This window comes from Sphingomonas panaciterrae (assembly GCF_036890205.1).
Classification (GTDB): domain Bacteria; phylum Pseudomonadota; class Alphaproteobacteria; order Sphingomonadales; family Sphingomonadaceae; genus Sphingomonas; species Sphingomonas panaciterrae.
In genome coordinates this window covers 26,571-41,304 of the sequence record NZ_JAKNQR010000005.1, presented here as the reverse complement: position 1 = coordinate 41,304, position 14,734 = coordinate 26,571, and the positions used below count along the sequence as shown (strand labels likewise).

Below are 14,734 nucleotides of genomic sequence, written 5' to 3'. Positions count from 1 at the left end.
TTCACTCCGCCGCGATCGCCGCCGGATCTTCGGCGGGCGTCGCCCATTTCTCGGGGTTGTTGGGGAAGGCGATCCGCTCGATCGCCTCGTCCATGCTGAGCCCGTCAGCGACCATCGCCTCGATGGCGGCGAAGGTCCGTGGGCTCGACGAGAAGAGCGCCGCGGAGAAGGGGTCGAGGACCAGTCGGCCGACGGCCAGGGTGTCGGGCCCCTTGATCATGATGTCCGAATATTCGAAGCCGTTCCTCTTCAGGGAGCGGAGCAAGGCGTCGGTGTAGTCGTCCATCTCGAAGCGATCGTGCTTCTTGAAATCCGCGATGGTCTCGGGCTTCTGCTGAAGGATGACAAACCAGTCGCTATTCTCGAGCGCCGCGATCGAGCCAGCGGATTTGTAGTAGTCGTTGAGCGATTGCGTGGCCGTGACCAGCGACGCGCCATATTTGCGGCAGGTGCGGGCATAGGTTTCGATGAAGTCTGCCATCGCGCCGCCGCGCAGCATCTGCCAGGCCTCATCGAGCAGCAGCGCCTTGGGTATGGACCGGTCGACCTTCCGCATCATCTGCTGCGACATGAACATGATCGCCGTCAGGACGACGCTGCGCAGTTCCTCGCGCGACGAGAGATCGGAGAGCTCGAAGACGGTAAGCTGAGCCTGCAGTTCGAACGAGACCTCGCCCTTGAAGAACTTGCCGTAGGTGCCTGCGCTCGAGAACGGCATCATGGCGATTGCCAGGTGCGAGGCCAGTTCGTGGCCGGTATCGTTGAGCGCGGCGATAACATCGTCGATCGAGCCGTTACGGCCCTGCGCTTCCCAGACCCGGTTGACCGCCCCGTCGATCAGGCCACGTTCCGTGTCGGTCAGACGGTCGATGTGCCGCGACATCTGGTTCACGATCGCCTTGAGCATCGCCATGCAGTCGAGGAGATAGTCCTCGTCTTCGGCTGCCTGCTTTTCATCGATCATCGAGAACGGGTTCAGGCAGAAGCCGCTGGACATGGTGAACTCGACGAAAGCGCCGCCCTGCAATTTCGCCGAGTGCTCGAACGACCGGCCATCATCGATGACCACCACCTTGGATCCCGCGCCACACAGCGAGGCGCACAGCTCCTGCAGCGCCACGGACTTGCCGCTGCCGCTCTTGCCGAACACCGCGACATTGTGGTTGCCGGCCGCATTTTCGAACGGGCTCCAGAAGAATGGCTGGCCCCGTCGACCGATCAGCAGGAGGTGCGGCGTATGGCCGCCGAGATATTCGCCCTGGATGGGAGCAAGGTTCGCCGCGGTGGTACTCAGCATCGTGCGCATGCGCTTCATGCGATCGAGATCCCTCGACAGCCCGTTCGCCATCGTCATGGGCATCGCGCAGAGCAGGCCCATGACCTGGAGGTATCGATCGTCGAGCAGATCCCAGCCCGCCGCCCGGTAGACGGATTTCAGGATACGTTCGTTGGCGTCTCCCCTGCCCTTCGGCGAGAATGATGTGACGCTGTAGAACAGGCGCACCAGCTTGCGCCCTTGCCGAATTTCGTCGTTGACGAACTTCCACTCCTGCGACTGATCGCGCAGCTGGGGCAAGAACCGGGCGGACTTCGAATCCGCGAGGCTCGTGGTCCGCATGAACTTGAAGCTGGCCTTGTTGTTCGACGCCTGCGGATCGGGGAAGTCTAGGCACAGGTTGGTGGCCACCGGACAGGGCATCCGCAGCTTGTCGGCGAACATGTCACCGATCAGGCGCGCGCAATCCCAGGGTGCCCAGCGCTGCGGAAGATTGCGAACGGAGAACGACCGAACGTCGAAGACGTCGGGATAGATCTCGCCGATTTCCGGCGCGCCATCGACCTCCTTGCCCGTTGGCCGAAACCGTTCGGTCCGCAGCAGAATGCGATCCGGATCGACTCGCATCTCGATGTCGCGCCGCACCGCCTGGTCGGCGATCGGATCGAGCGGATTGTAGCTGACCACGTCCTCGCCCGCCGCGGTGGTCGGCGATGTGATGTCGTCGATCCAGCCAATCAGCGCGACCGGATCCATCTTCCGCGCCGAGACGCCTATCGAGCCGAGCACCGAGACCAGGCCGTCCATCACGGCGACGATCTCCTCATTGGAGACGCTCGAGCTCTCCGGGGTCGAATAGGAGATGGCGACCCGATGATTGCGCAGGCAAAACGGTGCGTCGGCCGAGAGCGAATTCCAGACGCCTTCCGTCAGGAAGTCGACCCGATGCTTGGCCATCCGCTCATAGACGCCGCTCGCGGAATAGCGTGGCAGATACCACTTCGAGAGCCGCTCCCCGACCCGGGGACTCATCCAGTCGTGGAACTGAAGGCAACCGGGCGCGGGGATTCCCTCGGAAAGGAACTGTGTCAGTATCTCGCCGGTGCGCTCGTCGGCACCGACCAGCGGCGACACCTCGATCACGAAGCCTCGGGAAGACGAGTTGTAGAAGATGGCAGTTTTCGGATCATAGCTCCGGTACGGAAGCCAATGGGCGAGCATAGGCACCGCAAGATCCGGCCGCTGCGCATCAGGGCGCTTGCTGTCACCGAAGACGCCCGACAGCAGGTTGTCGAACAGGCCAGCCTTGGCGCTCATCACTTGTCCTCCGGGACGGCCGCCGGAAAGCTCGCGGCGCGAATGGTGGGGCTGGTCAGAGGCTTCATGCTCGGAAGTGCCGGGTCTTCTCCGGCCTGCCGCGCGACGCCTTGGACATGTGCCTCGGCATCCCGGTAGGCCTCGCTCGCCTTCACGCGCGCCATGGCTTCAGGGCCGGAGCTGGCCCCGCCCTCGCTCTCCAGCGCCGGTTGCTTCGCCAATGACGCCGGCGACGCTGGCTGGCGGTTTTTTACGGCCGGCGGGACCGCAGCGGGTCGAGCGGGGTCCTTGAGAGGCTTGGCGTCGGCGACTGCGGGTTGCGAAGCAGAGGCCGCCGCTCCGGTCTCCGATGTAGCGGAAGACGCTCGGGCGTCAGCGGAGACGGACAGGCTCGAGCGCGTGGTGCGCCGCTCGGGCTTCGCTGTCAGACGCTTCGCAACGTCCGCCTTGATGGCGGCAACGGGGTCGGAACCCCGCGCGCGCGCCGCGGCCACGACGGCGGGATCTGGCAAGTTAGGATCGAACGCAGCGATGTCGACGGTTCCCGGCGCCTCACGATCGACCGCCTCGACAAGGCTCAGCTCGGCCGGCGCGGCCGCGGCCGCATTGCGGTCGGGGATTGGTCTCGCGTCGGCGAGGGCCTCCGCCTGCCATTCGGACTGCACCACGGTGTGAACAGCGCTGGCCTCGTGGAGGCGGCCGCGATCGTCGACATAGGGTTGGAAGACGATCCGGAGCACCTTTTCGCGCGTCCGGGCGGCAGGCGTTTCGCCGGTCGCGGCGCGAGGCGACGCGAGCGCGGTCCGCGTTGAACGCTGCGGCGGCTGCGGCGCGGCTTGGTATGGTCCCGCGGGGATCATGACGTCGCCGGCCTCGCCCGAGATCATCGCCATGGCGCGATCGTCGATCGTCGAGGAGGGAGCGCAGATTCCGTCGGGTGCCTGGCACGAGAAGCTGCCCTTGACGTTGCCACCGAGGGTCGCGCACCCAGTAAGCGCCAGCAGGCTGGCGACGCACAGGGCGGAGCGGCACGAGCGGACGCGGGCGCTCACGACCGTGCTTCCTTGATCCAGCTCAGCAGGAACTCCTTCGGCCGGTAGCCCTCGAGGACCGCGCCATCGCTCCGCACGATCACCGGCGTCCCGGTCAGGCCGTGCTTGTGTGCGAACGCTTCATTGGCATCGAGCCCGGAGGTGTCGCACGACGCGCCGCCCTTGAACGGTTCGCCCGCATAAGCGGCGTGGAGAGCTTCCTCCCGGTTCTTCGCGCAATAGACGCGATCGGCGATGTCGCGGCTGCCGAGGACGGAGATCGGACGCTCCACGACGCGCACATCCATGCTGCGCAGCACGTTGGTGAGGGCGCGGCAGTAGCCGCAGCGGAAATCGGTGAAGACCGTGACCGTCTGTCCCGCAGGATTCCCCCACACGATTGCGCCATCCTTCGGCAGGCCATCGAGCGAAAGCGTGGCGGGCCGGGCCGGAAGTGATGTCTTCTGCAGCCGGCCCTGCGGCGGCGCGAGAGCCGACTCTTCGTCTCCATCCGCCGACGCCGCATTGGCCTTCGCGGCGCCTCCCACCAGCATGTCGGGGTTGATTTCGAGGAGCCGGGCCGCGGTCAGGTCCTGCCGCGTCTCCATGTCATAGACCCGGCCGATGATCAGGTAGCGGGCCTTGGTGTCGACATAAAAGAGGTTCGAGCCGGCCGTGACCTCGCACAGCCCCTTCACCTTCTCGCAATCGACCTTCGTCAGCGGCGTTTTGGGCAGCCGGGTCTTCAGGAGACTGGCCACCTCGACGTTGCCCGGGCTTGCGATCTGCGCGGCGACGGCAACGCTGGCGACCCCCACGAATGGCACGGCGAGCAGCATCATCGCTTTTGGCGAAAGGCGCTGGCGCAGACGATCAATTCCGAACATAGACACCCTCCAGGAAGACGATTTCGACATCGATGCCGGTCGGCATCTCGATCACCGGCTGATATTGCTCGGCGCGCTCGATCAGATATTTCGAGACCATGTCCCCGCTCTGAGCGACGCCTTCCCCGAACCCGCCTTGAGCGATGTCTCCGAGCCCGAGCTTCTGTCGCTGACCGTTCACGGTCACGTTGGGCTGCGTCAGGAATGAATTGGCGTTCGCCGAGAAGCCGCGCCCGAACCCGCCGACCAGGCCGGCGATGAAAGCTTGGCTGACGAGACCGCCTTCACGGGAGACGACCCGGCCGCGCACTCCGGTCTTGCCGCCGAAGGCAATGAACCCTTTGACCTCGGAGACCGCATAGCGCCCACCGGGTTGCGGACAGGTCATCTTCTGCAGCTTGACGTAGACCTTTTCGCTCGACAGTTCGCCGCGCGCGGCGCCGTTGATCAAGCAGCCCTGAATCTTGGTCGTAAGAAGCTTGCCGTTTTGCAGCACCGACCGCGCCGGCCCCGTCACACGCAGAACGACGGGAAGCGGATCGGTCTGGCTGTTCACCCCGGCCGCAGCGTCGACTCCGACGATCACCTTGGCGGAGGCAAAGCTATTGGGCGGCAGGTAGTTCGGGCTGTCGGTATAGACCGTATTTCCCTTGGTGACCCTCGACGCGGTTCCTGTGTCGGTGGTCGAGAAGCTGACCATCTTGACTTCCGCCGACCGGCTCACCGAGAGCGCTCCCGGGGCTCCTGCCCCGGCGTCAGGTCGCTGATAGGCCTGCGGGCCATTCGGCCCGTACATGGCTGCCGGCCCCGGTGCCGGCGCGGGCGCCGTAGGGCGCTCGTTCAGCTGCTTGCGGAGCTGCTCGTTTTCAGCCTGGTAGGCAGAGAGCACCCGCTGCCCGTCGGCCTGCATCGCTTGGTTCTGGCCCTTTAGCGCCTCGACTTGCGCGGCGAGGTTGTCTACCCGCGCCGTCTGACCGTTCACCGACTTGAGCTGGTTCTCCGTCGAAGCGAAGCGGTTTTCCGACAGCGCCATCCACTCCTGTTGAGACAGGTTCCGGTTGACGAGGTCCTTGGTCGAAACCTCGACCTTTTCGGCCTCGTCGCCATCCGAGGTCTTCGACACGTCGTCGCCGCTGAAGATCCACATCGACGAGACCAGAAGGCCGACACCGGCGGCACCGGCCAAGAGCATGCGCTGCTTGCGACGGACCGCTTCGTTTCCGGCGAGCTCGCCGCCGACGGGCGAGACACCTTCCCCTTCGCCCTCGTCGAGCGGTTTGCGCTTACGATTGAAGATGTCCGCAAAGGCCATGGCTTACCTCACGTTCTGGGAGACGAGGTAGGCCGTCGTGACCTTCCCCGGAGCGAGCCTGGGCTCGGCGATGGAGACTGCGAGCGCGCTGGCCGGCGCGACCGTGCGTTCGGTCAGCTCGGTCGGCGCGTCGCCCATGTTCTCGATGCGCAGCACCTTTCCGGTGAGGTCCTGGCCGCGATACTCGGCGATCATCTGGACCTTGAGCTTGCCGACATAGACTGGCTTCAGCGCGCGCTGGCGCATCTCATAACCATCGGCGACGCTGTTCGAATACATCGCCTGGACGAGCTCGACGGCCGCGTCCTGGGGGCCGGCAGCGACCTGCTGGGGCGAAGCTTCGGTCGCCTTCTCCTTGGCGATTGCGGGGTTCGACACGAACACCTGGGCAGCCTGGTCACCAGAGATCCGGCACACGAACTTGTAAACGTAGCCGCGCTTAGTGGTGCCAAAGAATGACAGCGCTGGGCGCCCGTAGCCCTCCGGCACGCTAAGATAGATGTCGCCCCGCACCGGCTCGTTCACGACCGAGAAGTCGTCCTGCGGATTGCCAGTCGAGATCTTGGAAACGCTGGCGAACTCGTCCTCGACCAGGCTGATGCGGGTCAGATCCTTGGCGGAAGCCTGGCAATCCACCTGGGCGCTGTCAGCGGCCATGATCGTCTGATCGGCCCAAGCGGGCTGTGCGAAGAGCAAGACCGCAAGCGTCACCAGGCAAGCGCCGATCATCCGGCTCAGGAAGCAGGTGATCCGCGACATGAGGATCGTGCCGGCTGCGGCGGTGCCCAAAGCGTAAATGGCCGTCATTGGTCTTGCTCCTTGCCGGTACGGACCATGCCGAAGCCGATCAGGCGCAGAGAGAGACCCTGGTACTCCCAGTCGTAACGGAAGGTTCGGCGCTCATTCGAGATCACCTTGTTTCCGACGATAGTGTGGAGCTCCCCGGTCACTTCGGAGCGGAGATTCTTCGGGTCGATCTCCATCGACTGGATCGTGAAAAACTGGGAAATGGAGGAGCCGCGCTGCTCGTTGACGATTTTGAGAAGGTCGCCTTTGATCTTCCCCTGGGCCCGCGGCGCCGTGATGGCGAGGACCGAGTTCATCCAATATTCGAGGTTCTGCGGGCTCCGGTCGAGCGTCAGCAAGACGACATCTCGCGTGATCATCTCGAGATATTCGCGCGACACGCCGGCGCTGCTCACCGTCACCGGGGAGCGAAGCACGGGCTGCAGCACGATTTCGCGGTCGCGGGAGATGCCGAACAGGAGGAGGAGCGCCGTCAGCCCGGCGAGCCCGGCTGCGACAACCACCAACAGGTTGCGCTGCTTCAGAACGCGCTGGTTGTGCGCATGGCTGTACGAAAGGTCCATCTTACCCCGCCATCAATCGGAGGTACGAGGGTGGCGTGGCTCTCAGACCGGTGAAGCCGGCCGGAAGATGCCAATAGGCCAAGTGAAGCAGCCAAGACGCTGCACGACCCGCCTTCGCTTTCTTAAGTCCCCACCAGCCGGCGAACGCTGCCGCCATGCCAATAAGGATGTGCTGGGTCATGATCCCCCAGACGAAGGGAATTACCATCGCCAGGAACTCATCCAGGGTCCACAGCCCGATCAGCTCGGGATCATCCAGATGAGATGGGATCGCGTACTTGTCTGCGGCCATTGCACCACCCTCCCCGCGAGCATGACCGGGGCTGCTACCCCCACCGAGCCGTGCGGATGCTTCAGATCGTCGCCGTCACGGTCGAGGTGACGATCGGAATGCCGGTCCCAGCGCCGACGCCGACGCCCACCGGGATCGCGATCTGACCCATGGAGAAGCGGCCCGAGGCGAGCGCCACGATGCCGCCCGCGAGCGAGAGGACCGTAATGATCTTGCCGCCCGAGCCCTCGAGAAAGTCGGTGAACTTCGTGAGGGCGGTGTCGAACGTGGTGTCCGCTCCGGCAAAGGCCGGATCGGCAAAGTAGAGGAGCGCGAATGCCAGCACGGCGAGGGCGAGGATCGCCATCTCCATACGGCCGCTCCGCTTCAGCACAGACTGCATAGTGAGTTTCCCTTCGATGGAGACGCGGCTCCTCCGCGCCCAATTGAAGGGTGAGACCGAATGGACTTGGGGAACAACGACTCCGAGATGGAACCAGGCGCCTTGTGTAGCTTTTTGCTAACCTCGCCATTTCAAGACGCGAATCTGTCCGGGTGCTCGGACACACGTCCCGACTCGCGGACCTGTGTCCGCCCTTACGGACGCGCCGCCCGCAGACGCGGACACGTGTCCCGGTTTGCGGACATCCAGAACGAAGAGTAGAATCGACCTATTGACCGACGAGTCGTATTGGGCGTGCTCAACCAATCCTGCTAGGCTCGGCGTCGCCAGGGCCGTCGGATCGAGGTCGGGGGACGTGCAAAGATGAGTGGCGATAGCCGCGATTATTCGCTCGACATATCGGAGTATCTGTTCCGCCTGACCACGGAGAGCCTTCGCCTGCTCTCTAACGAGACGAAATGCTACCAGAGCCTCGCCAGCATGGTGGACAAGCTGGCTGAATCCCGCGTTTCGCATGCGCTCGCTCAACACGATCTCGAGACCCTTCGCGAACACCTCAGCAAAATTCCGACGAACGGGTCGATCCGCATCCACCTTAAGATCACCAAGACAAGCGCCGACAATCTGCTGGAAGCGAAGCAAAGGCTCAGCGAGGAGCTCTGCTCGGACCTCACCGTCGCCGATGCCATATCAATGCTTCTCTTCGATTATGTAGTCGAACAGAGCGCATCCAAGCTGCTCTCGAAAATGGGGATCGAGGGAGCTGGCGAATCGTCGGTTGCCGTTGAGAATCAGCCGGGTGACAGCGGGAATGTCGTCCCTCTCAAGTAGTTAGCTGGAGCCAACCCCACCGCACTCGATACAAAAAGGGTTGCCAAGTTCCTGACCGAGTGATTTCCTGCCCCGGTCCGAAGAGTCGTTCGGGGGGCTTTAGCTGTGTCATCGCTGGCCACAATCGAGCTGGATTCGCCTAGCGCGCCACCGCCTGGGGACGATCCCGACTACATCCCGCTGATCGTGCGGGCCATGGAGGCTCAGGATATGGGCATCCGGCAAATGGCCCTGAGGACGAACATCAAGAAGAGCCGGCTCGGGGTTATTCTTCATCGCGATTCGGCCAAGCGTGCCCCGATGACGCTGCCCGAATTCCAATCGATTCTCCGCTCGCTCAACATCGACCTCATGCAGGCGATTATCAGTGTGGAAATGGCACGCGATCTGGAACTGATGGGCGACGAGCGCTTCGCCACCCTGGTCGCGATGCTCAGCACCCTTTTCAATGGTCTCCCTCATCGTCTTATAGAGGCGCTTCGGGAGCTCGAGGGAATGGACGGAAGCGAGATTCGGAAGGAATGGGGGACTTACTTCCAGTCGGCGGTCATCAAGAAAATGGTCGCCGAGATCAGCAGGATACTGCAGCGTCGCGCTGTGCTCGAAGAAGGCAACGACTTCGCTCTCTGATCCCTTGACGGCGGCATCTCAAAACGACGTCACGACCGTTGACCTAGAAGCTGCGAGCCGATCACCCGATGCGGTCACCTCACCCTGGGCCGATTGGGGCAAGCTGAGCCCCGACCAATTCAGGAGGATGTTGGAGACGTACGCCTGCGTCTCTGCGAAGGGCGGAATCTTGCCGTTGCGCACGCGACCGGGACCCGCGTTATAGGCCGCCAGCGCGAGGTGATACTGGCCGAACCGGTCGAGCTGCTCGCGCAGGTAGCGAGCGCCACCGCGCAGATTCTGCTCCACATCATAGCGGTTGACGCCTAGACCGGCCGCTGTGTCCGGCATCAGCTGGGTCAAGCCGAACGCATTCTTCGGGGAGTAGATCGCCGCGTTATAGCGACTTTCCCGAATGATCATGGCGTCGAAGAGGCCCACCGGAATGCCGTATTGGCAAGCGATGTTCGCCATCAGCCTATAATAGCCTCGGCGCCGGTACTCGGCGTGGCCCGTAAGAAGCCCGCTCGGCCGATACTCGGTGGGAGCGCACCCCGGCACATAGGTAGCGGACGCTGCGGCGAAGACGCTGCCGCCTCTCATCCATGTGGGTATCGGAATCGCTGAGACGGGCGCCACCGACGCGCCAGAGAATGGAACCTGAGGCTGGGCCGCCCCCACCGGAGCGAACGAATCCTCAGAAGCGCCGGCTGCTACGCCCGGTAGATGGGTGAATGCGCTGGCCATCTGGTACTCGACCCAACGCCGGCTGAGATCGTGGACGCGAAAGCCGGCCGTCGGCGGTGAGGCCTCCGACGTCGACGGAGTCGGCTTCCCATCGACAGGGCCTATCGGGTTCCCGGTGCCGCGCGCGGCGTCCGACATGGAGATCACCAGGGCGGCCCTGATTGGCTTCGACGGCTGCGCGACGGCCCCGCTGGCTGCCACCAGGCCCATGGCCGAACCGATCAACGTCAAAGCTCGCATCAGCTGCTCCCACTCCGAATAATGAAAGTGAGATCGAGTAGTTTAGAGTTGTCAATCCGCCCGAGGTGCCAAAGACTGTGATCTTCGACGCCGTGGAACCCATTTGATGTGGCTCATCGATCGCGAAACGAACGGCGTGGGTGGACGCCGAATCCCTCTTCCACACCCACTGCGCGAAGCGCTGGTCCGCTGGTACACAGGGAGCGGCAGCCGCGCCGATGAGGATGCGGGCATCACCCTTGTCCAGAACGCGCGTATCGGCGCAAAATGGATCGCTTGCGACTGCCTTGCCGCCGGAGAGCCTCCACCGATCCTGACGCCGGCATTTCTGTCGGAGGCCGAAACCTATTATCTGCGCCGGCTGACGAGCGCCAAGCGGCCTGAGCATCGCGAGGATTGCCCATTCTTCCGCGATCAGATCACCCACAGGCTCTCCGAGATTCGCACGCGCGAGACTCCGGCAAACCCGCCCGAGGGCTACTTCGAAGTGCTGAGGCCCGCCCCGGAGAAGCTCGCTCAACGGCCGGAGGATGATGCGACTGATGATCGAACCCGCCATGCGTCGGTGCCGCGCCTCGCCCGCCTCCTGTGGCGGCTGATCGACATCGCCGGCACGAACCGCATCCCGCCGCTCGCCGATGAGGTCGAGCCGGCGTCAATTAAGGCTGAGTTCGACGCGCTGACCCGCGCTGCCGCCAAGATCGAGATCGCACCCAGTATAGAGCTAAGCCGCGCTTTCTGGACCCATGCCGATGCGCTGCACAGCCGCCGTGCGTATGCTGCACTTCGCCAGCTCGCGAGGCGATGGCCGCGAGGCCATGCACCACAAGGCTTCCTCGCCGTCTTTTCGCCGGCCATCCGCGGCCACGTCATCGAGGTCGCGGGTGCTCAGGAATTGCGGGTCGCAAACAGGGTGCAGTCATTCTCTTTCGCCGGAAAACCGGTGAAAGGGCCGTTCCTGGTAATGATCGTCGCAGGCGAGTATCCGGAAGCGCACGGCTACGCACCATTGCGCGCATTTGCCCAACCGATTTATTCGGGCCGTCGCTTCATCCCGGTCAATTCCGAGTTCGAGCGAGACGTTCTGCGCGCGCTTCTGGAAGCGAGGCGCGAGCTAGCCGAGGAGGGCCTTGATATCTTTGTCGAGAAGCCCGTCTTTGATCACCTCACTCCCGCCGGCCCCTGCCGCCCCGACTTCCTGATCGAAGCGCGTTCAGGCACGACCGGCGAGATCAGGCAATTGATCTTGGAGGTGCTGGAGTTCGGCGAGCCCGAGGTCCACCAACGCGAAAGGCTTCGGCGAGTAGCGCCACTGTTGACTGTCACCCCGGCCGACCGCAACGCGGCGCACCTGGTAGCCCGACTCTCAGACGCCTTCGCCCTTTAAACGATCAGCTCCACCTCAACGTGAATCCGAACGAACTGACGATCGCGAGCGTCACGGGCGTCGAAAGCAGATAAAGCTTCTGCCACCGCCACCAGGATTTGGGGAGGAACAGCGCCACATCCTTGGCGCTGCGAAGCTGCGCCCAGGCCTTCTCGCGCCAGAGGCGACAGGCGAGAACAAGGATCGCCAAGGCCATTGCGATCGCGCAGCACAGAGCGGTCGCAGTATAAAGCGCCATCCAGTTGATCATTTCAGCATCGCTCAGATGCGCCATGGTCTACCCCATCGCTGCCAAACGAAGTCTCGCCTGTTCAACTGCGTTCCAACCCGCCGCGCGACTTATCACTTTTCTTTATCATCATGCTTCTCCGGTTTCTGCCGGTCCGCTAGCCTGACGCGCTTGACCGACGCCGCTTCGGCCAACGCATGCAAAGAAGCACGGCCCCGCCAAGCCAAAGTCCGAGGCCGCCGAGCGCAAACCCTAGAAGCCATGGCGTGTTGAAGTCCTCGTGATTCTTCCAATCCATGATGTGAAGGCTCCAGAAGAAGTCATAAAGCCGCCACGTGCCTGTCCTCACCGCCGCAATCCGGCCGGTATCGGCCGCCACGAAGATCCGAGTGGAGTCCGGATCGGCGAACGTCACACGCCAGGCGGGAAGCGTGCCGCGATATTCGGGACTGGCGCGATCGATCAGTTCCACGTTCACACTTGGGTGATCGTTGCTCCGCCAGGCGGCCCTCGCTACCGCTTGGGCTTGCGCCGCAGTTGGGGCGGGCAACAGTGCGCCCGTTCTCGCGTCGAACAGCCGCGTCCCTCGGGCCGTTGTCGCCTCAGCGACCGGGCGGCCAAGCCACATGCGATAGCTCACGGTCTCGATCCGCGTCCCGGTCGCCGCGACGATCACTGATGGTGGGACGAGCGCCACGCCGCGAGGCAAGGGCGCCACGGCTTTGCGGTCCACAAGGTGATCGCCATGCACTCGATCGATGGGCAAGAAGCTCATCAACGCGCCGCTCGCGAACCACAAAAGAAGCTGCGCGCCGACAATGATCGCGAGCCACTTGTGAGTGCGGCTCGCGAGAAGGTGCAGCCGAAGTTTGGTGCTTCTCAGGGTCGAATCTCCATCCTTGCGTGTCTCATTTCGTGCCTGCCAGATTCTTCATCATCCCGCGTGGCCGACAGGTGCGCCCGCGACCAGCGCTTGTACGGCTCAGCCGTCATCCCCGAGAGTTAGCGCACGAACGCCACCGTGTCCCAGACAGGGGATCCGGTGCGTCTTGCCCCCCGCCGGCTCGGCCGTCAGCTTACACCATGCTTGATAATCCAGGGCTGCTGAGCGGGCGTGAGGCGTTGCGCCACCCCTCGCCAGTTCGGGGCTTGCCGTTAAGGGCCTTGGCTCACCTCCGATTCCTCCGCGCCGGGGCGATAGATGACAGCCGCTGCACATCTCTCCGTAGAGGCCGACACCGACTGACACCCGTTGCGCCGACGCAAAATCCGGCCGCGCCCTTGGCAATCAGCCCGCTGGCACGGCGGTCGAACAGGTCAGTTGCTTGTCCGGCTTACAGATAGCGCCCGATCGCACTGCCCGGGCTCGGCCACGTCCTGAACTTCGGTGACGTTCAGGACGTGGCTGCGATCTCGATCGGTGGGCGGCCCAGCTTTTCGAGGGCGATCGCGTGACGGGCTAACCAACGACGGGATCTTTGACCCACCCCAAGGCATCATGCAGCTCTGATATGTCGGCGTCGATGATCGCGTACAGGTCTTTATCTTCCTCGCGAAAGAACATGCGCGCCTTCGCTTCGTCTTCGGCAGGGGGAAGCATCGCTCCCAGGCGCTCCGGCCATTTCGCGTCTATGAATCTCATGAGCCGCTTCCAGGCCGCGGATCGGGTCTGATGGAGGCTCAGGACGGGAACGCCGTTTACTACAATCGCAAGGATCGTCACCTGCATGGTCACATACGCCCCCTCGATTTCGTCATGTTCGTGATGATCTTGCGGAGGAGGACAACGTCTAACCTCCTGGCAGCATGTTGTCGTGTTCTCGAGAACCCTCGCTAACCGGCCCGTCCGTCTGATGGCCTGCCATTCGAGCATTTCCTGTGAAGGCCAGTCCTGCAATCTCCCGCTTCCAACGCAAGCTGGGGAAGAAGGCGGGAACATGGGCCATGTACTGGCGGTAGCTATCGCCGTAGGTCGCGAGCGCGTATCTCTCCTCATGCTTAGCCAAACGAATGTACATCACCACCAGCACCGGAAACATGGCAAGCGTCAGAAGCGTCGGCCATTGTAGCAAGAAACCGAGCATGACGAGGATGAACCCTACGTATTGAGGGTGCCGCACCCGGGCGTAGACCCCCGTCATTGCCAATTCGTGTTTGCGCTGACTCGTGTGAAGCGCCGTCCACGCGATCGAGATTAGCCAAAAGCCTACACCAATCAGCACAAAGCTGGCGATGTGGAACGGGCCGAAATGCGGATTGATGCGCCAGCCGAACATCATTTCCAGGATGTGGCCAGCATCGTGGCTCCACCAGTCGACGCCGGGGAAATGCGACTGGAGCCACCCCGACAGCAGGAAGATGGTGAGCGGGAAGCCATACATTTCGGCGAAGAGCGCGACGATGAACGCACTGAACGCGCCGAAGCTGCGCCAGTCGCGCCGCGTTGCCGGCTTGAAGAAGCTGAACGCAAAGAGGATGAAAACGGCGGCATTGACCAGCGCGAGCCCCCACAGACCATAGCCATAGTCGGCGTGCGTCATCGCGACTCTCCTTCGATGCGGCCGTTGGGATTGGCCGGCAAGCCGGCGGGTGCCTGGCCGGGCTCATGGCCATGCTGATGCCCACCTTGGCCGTGGTGCATGAACAGGTGCATGAGCGGGCAGGCGAGCAGGATGAGATAGGGCAGCACACCCAGGAAGTGCGCGGTATGCTCGGTAATGAGGAAGAAGCTGGCGACGAGCAGGAAGCCGATCAGAACGATCTTGCCGCGCTTGCGCATGCGATGGTCATGTTCGCCCATATGCCGTTCTCTTCTAGTCAACGT

At 63.3% G+C, this 14,734-nt stretch carries 17 protein-coding genes; 3 read left to right on the top strand and 14 right to left on the bottom strand.

Annotation, left to right across the window (positions count from 1 at the left end; genetic code table 11):
• Position 1: 1 nt before the first annotated feature.
• From traC to L8F96_RS13125, 8 genes are all read right to left on the bottom strand, one after another.
• The gene (gene traC, locus L8F96_RS13160) at positions 2-2,593 is read right to left on the bottom strand and encodes a type IV secretion system protein TraC (RefSeq protein ID WP_037448072.1); all 2,592 of its coding nucleotides are present in this window, start codon (positions 2,591-2,593) and stop codon (positions 2-4) included.
• Positions 2,593-3,645 (bottom strand): TraV family lipoprotein, encoded by a 1,053-nt coding sequence (locus L8F96_RS13155; RefSeq protein ID WP_046408708.1) that lies wholly within the window; start codon positions 3,643-3,645, stop codon positions 2,593-2,595. Before L8F96_RS13155 ends, traC begins: the two co-directional genes overlap by 1 nt.
• A complete protein-coding gene (locus L8F96_RS13150; protein WP_046408707.1) occupies positions 3,642-4,511 on the bottom strand; it encodes a DsbC family protein in 870 nt (289 codons plus the stop codon). The genes L8F96_RS13155 and L8F96_RS13150 overlap by 4 nt, the downstream gene beginning before the upstream one ends.
• Complete coding sequence (locus L8F96_RS13145) at positions 4,498-5,823, bottom strand: TraB/VirB10 family protein (RefSeq protein WP_046408706.1); 1,326 nt, start codon at positions 5,821-5,823, stop codon at positions 4,498-4,500. Before L8F96_RS13145 ends, L8F96_RS13150 begins: the two co-directional genes overlap by 14 nt.
• 3 nt (positions 5,824-5,826) lie before the next feature.
• Positions 5,827-6,630 (bottom strand): type-F conjugative transfer system secretin TraK, encoded by an 804-nt coding sequence (locus tag L8F96_RS13140; protein WP_037448063.1) that lies wholly within the window; start codon positions 6,628-6,630, stop codon positions 5,827-5,829.
• Positions 6,627-7,193, bottom strand: coding sequence for a type IV conjugative transfer system protein TraE (locus L8F96_RS13135; protein WP_046408705.1), 567 nt, complete (start codon positions 7,191-7,193; stop codon positions 6,627-6,629). The genes L8F96_RS13140 and L8F96_RS13135 overlap by 4 nt, the downstream gene beginning before the upstream one ends.
• A 1-nt stretch (position 7,194) precedes the next feature.
• Positions 7,195-7,485, bottom strand: a complete 291-nt coding sequence (gene traL, locus L8F96_RS13130) for a type IV conjugative transfer system protein TraL (RefSeq protein ID WP_010339788.1) — start codon at positions 7,483-7,485, stop codon at positions 7,195-7,197.
• A 61-nt stretch (positions 7,486-7,546) separates the two neighbouring features.
• The gene (locus tag L8F96_RS13125) at positions 7,547-7,867 is read right to left on the bottom strand and encodes a TrbC/VirB2 family protein (protein WP_037448057.1); all 321 of its coding nucleotides are present in this window, start codon (positions 7,865-7,867) and stop codon (positions 7,547-7,549) included.
• 363 nt (positions 7,868-8,230) lie between these two features.
• On the opposite strand from L8F96_RS13125, the gene L8F96_RS13120 reads away from it, so the two are divergent.
• Positions 8,231-8,698, top strand: coding sequence for a hypothetical protein (locus L8F96_RS13120; protein WP_046408704.1), 468 nt, complete (start codon positions 8,231-8,233; stop codon positions 8,696-8,698).
• A gap of 105 nt (positions 8,699-8,803) precedes the next feature.
• Complete coding sequence (locus L8F96_RS13115; protein WP_231621896.1) at positions 8,804-9,328, top strand: XRE family transcriptional regulator; 525 nt, start codon at positions 8,804-8,806, stop codon at positions 9,326-9,328.
• 18 nt (positions 9,329-9,346) lie between these two features.
• On the opposite strand, the gene L8F96_RS13110 is transcribed toward L8F96_RS13115, so the two are convergent.
• The gene (locus tag L8F96_RS13110; protein WP_334656261.1) at positions 9,347-10,294 is read right to left on the bottom strand and encodes a lytic transglycosylase domain-containing protein; all 948 of its coding nucleotides are present in this window, start codon (positions 10,292-10,294) and stop codon (positions 9,347-9,349) included.
• A 106-nt stretch (positions 10,295-10,400) separates the two neighbouring features.
• Here L8F96_RS13110 and L8F96_RS13105 point away from each other — a divergent pair, with 106 nt between their 5' ends.
• On the top strand, positions 10,401-11,681 hold the full coding sequence (locus tag L8F96_RS13105; protein ID WP_037448048.1) for a hypothetical protein: 1,281 nt from the start codon (positions 10,401-10,403) through the stop codon (positions 11,679-11,681).
• 4 nt (positions 11,682-11,685) lie between these two features.
• Here L8F96_RS13105 and L8F96_RS13100 read toward each other — a convergent pair whose 3' ends face one another.
• From L8F96_RS13100 to L8F96_RS13080, 5 genes are all read right to left on the bottom strand, one after another.
• The gene (locus tag L8F96_RS13100; protein WP_037448046.1) at positions 11,686-11,955 is read right to left on the bottom strand and encodes a hypothetical protein; all 270 of its coding nucleotides are present in this window, start codon (positions 11,953-11,955) and stop codon (positions 11,686-11,688) included.
• Between the two features lie 112 nt (positions 11,956-12,067).
• Positions 12,068-12,772: a PepSY domain-containing protein gene (locus tag L8F96_RS13095; protein WP_331386562.1), complete on the bottom strand. Its 705-nt coding sequence runs from the start codon at positions 12,770-12,772 to the stop codon at positions 12,068-12,070.
• 597 nt (positions 12,773-13,369) lie between these two features.
• Positions 13,370-13,645 carry a hypothetical protein gene (locus tag L8F96_RS13090; protein ID WP_030541607.1) on the bottom strand — a complete coding sequence of 92 codons (276 nt, stop codon included), beginning with the start codon at positions 13,643-13,645 and terminating at the stop codon, positions 13,370-13,372.
• Positions 13,646-13,700: 55 nt separating this feature from the next.
• Positions 13,701-14,450, bottom strand: a complete 750-nt coding sequence (locus tag L8F96_RS13085) for a methyltransferase family protein (protein WP_021245240.1) — start codon at positions 14,448-14,450, stop codon at positions 13,701-13,703.
• Positions 14,447-14,710 carry a DUF2933 domain-containing protein gene (locus L8F96_RS13080; RefSeq protein ID WP_013039078.1) on the bottom strand — a complete coding sequence of 88 codons (264 nt, stop codon included), beginning with the start codon at positions 14,708-14,710 and terminating at the stop codon, positions 14,447-14,449. The genes L8F96_RS13085 and L8F96_RS13080 overlap by 4 nt, the downstream gene beginning before the upstream one ends.
• Positions 14,711-14,734: the final 24 nt, after the last annotated feature.

Coding starts and splice junctions, on each gene's coding strand:
- L8F96_RS13150 (WP_046408707.1), bottom strand. CDS start 4,511: ATGTTCGGAATTGATCGTCTGCGCCAGCGCCTTTCGCCAAAAGCGATG.
- L8F96_RS13085 (WP_021245240.1), bottom strand. CDS start 14,450: ATGACGCACGCCGACTATGGCTATGGTCTGTGGGGGCTCGCGCTGGTC.
- L8F96_RS13110 (WP_334656261.1), bottom strand. CDS start 10,294: ATGCGAGCTTTGACGTTGATCGGTTCGGCCATGGGCCTGGTGGCAGCC.
- L8F96_RS13125 (WP_037448057.1), bottom strand. CDS start 7,867: ATGCAGTCTGTGCTGAAGCGGAGCGGCCGTATGGAGATGGCGATCCTC.
- traL (WP_010339788.1), bottom strand. CDS start 7,485: ATGGCCGCAGACAAGTACGCGATCCCATCTCATCTGGATGATCCCGAG.
- L8F96_RS13105 (WP_037448048.1), top strand. CDS start 10,401: ATGTGGCTCATCGATCGCGAAACGAACGGCGTGGGTGGACGCCGAATC.
- traC (WP_037448072.1), bottom strand. CDS start 2,593: ATGAGCGCCAAGGCTGGCCTGTTCGACAACCTGCTGTCGGGCGTCTTC.
- L8F96_RS13140 (WP_037448063.1), bottom strand. CDS start 6,630: ATGACGGCCATTTACGCTTTGGGCACCGCCGCAGCCGGCACGATCCTC.
- L8F96_RS13100 (WP_037448046.1), bottom strand. CDS start 11,955: ATGGCGCATCTGAGCGATGCTGAAATGATCAACTGGATGGCGCTTTAT.
- L8F96_RS13145 (WP_046408706.1), bottom strand. CDS start 5,823: ATGGCCTTTGCGGACATCTTCAATCGTAAGCGCAAACCGCTCGACGAG.
- L8F96_RS13120 (WP_046408704.1), top strand. CDS start 8,231: ATGAGTGGCGATAGCCGCGATTATTCGCTCGACATATCGGAGTATCTG.
- L8F96_RS13080 (WP_013039078.1), bottom strand. CDS start 14,710: ATGGGCGAACATGACCATCGCATGCGCAAGCGCGGCAAGATCGTTCTG.
- L8F96_RS13135 (WP_046408705.1), bottom strand. CDS start 7,193: ATGGACCTTTCGTACAGCCATGCGCACAACCAGCGCGTTCTGAAGCAG.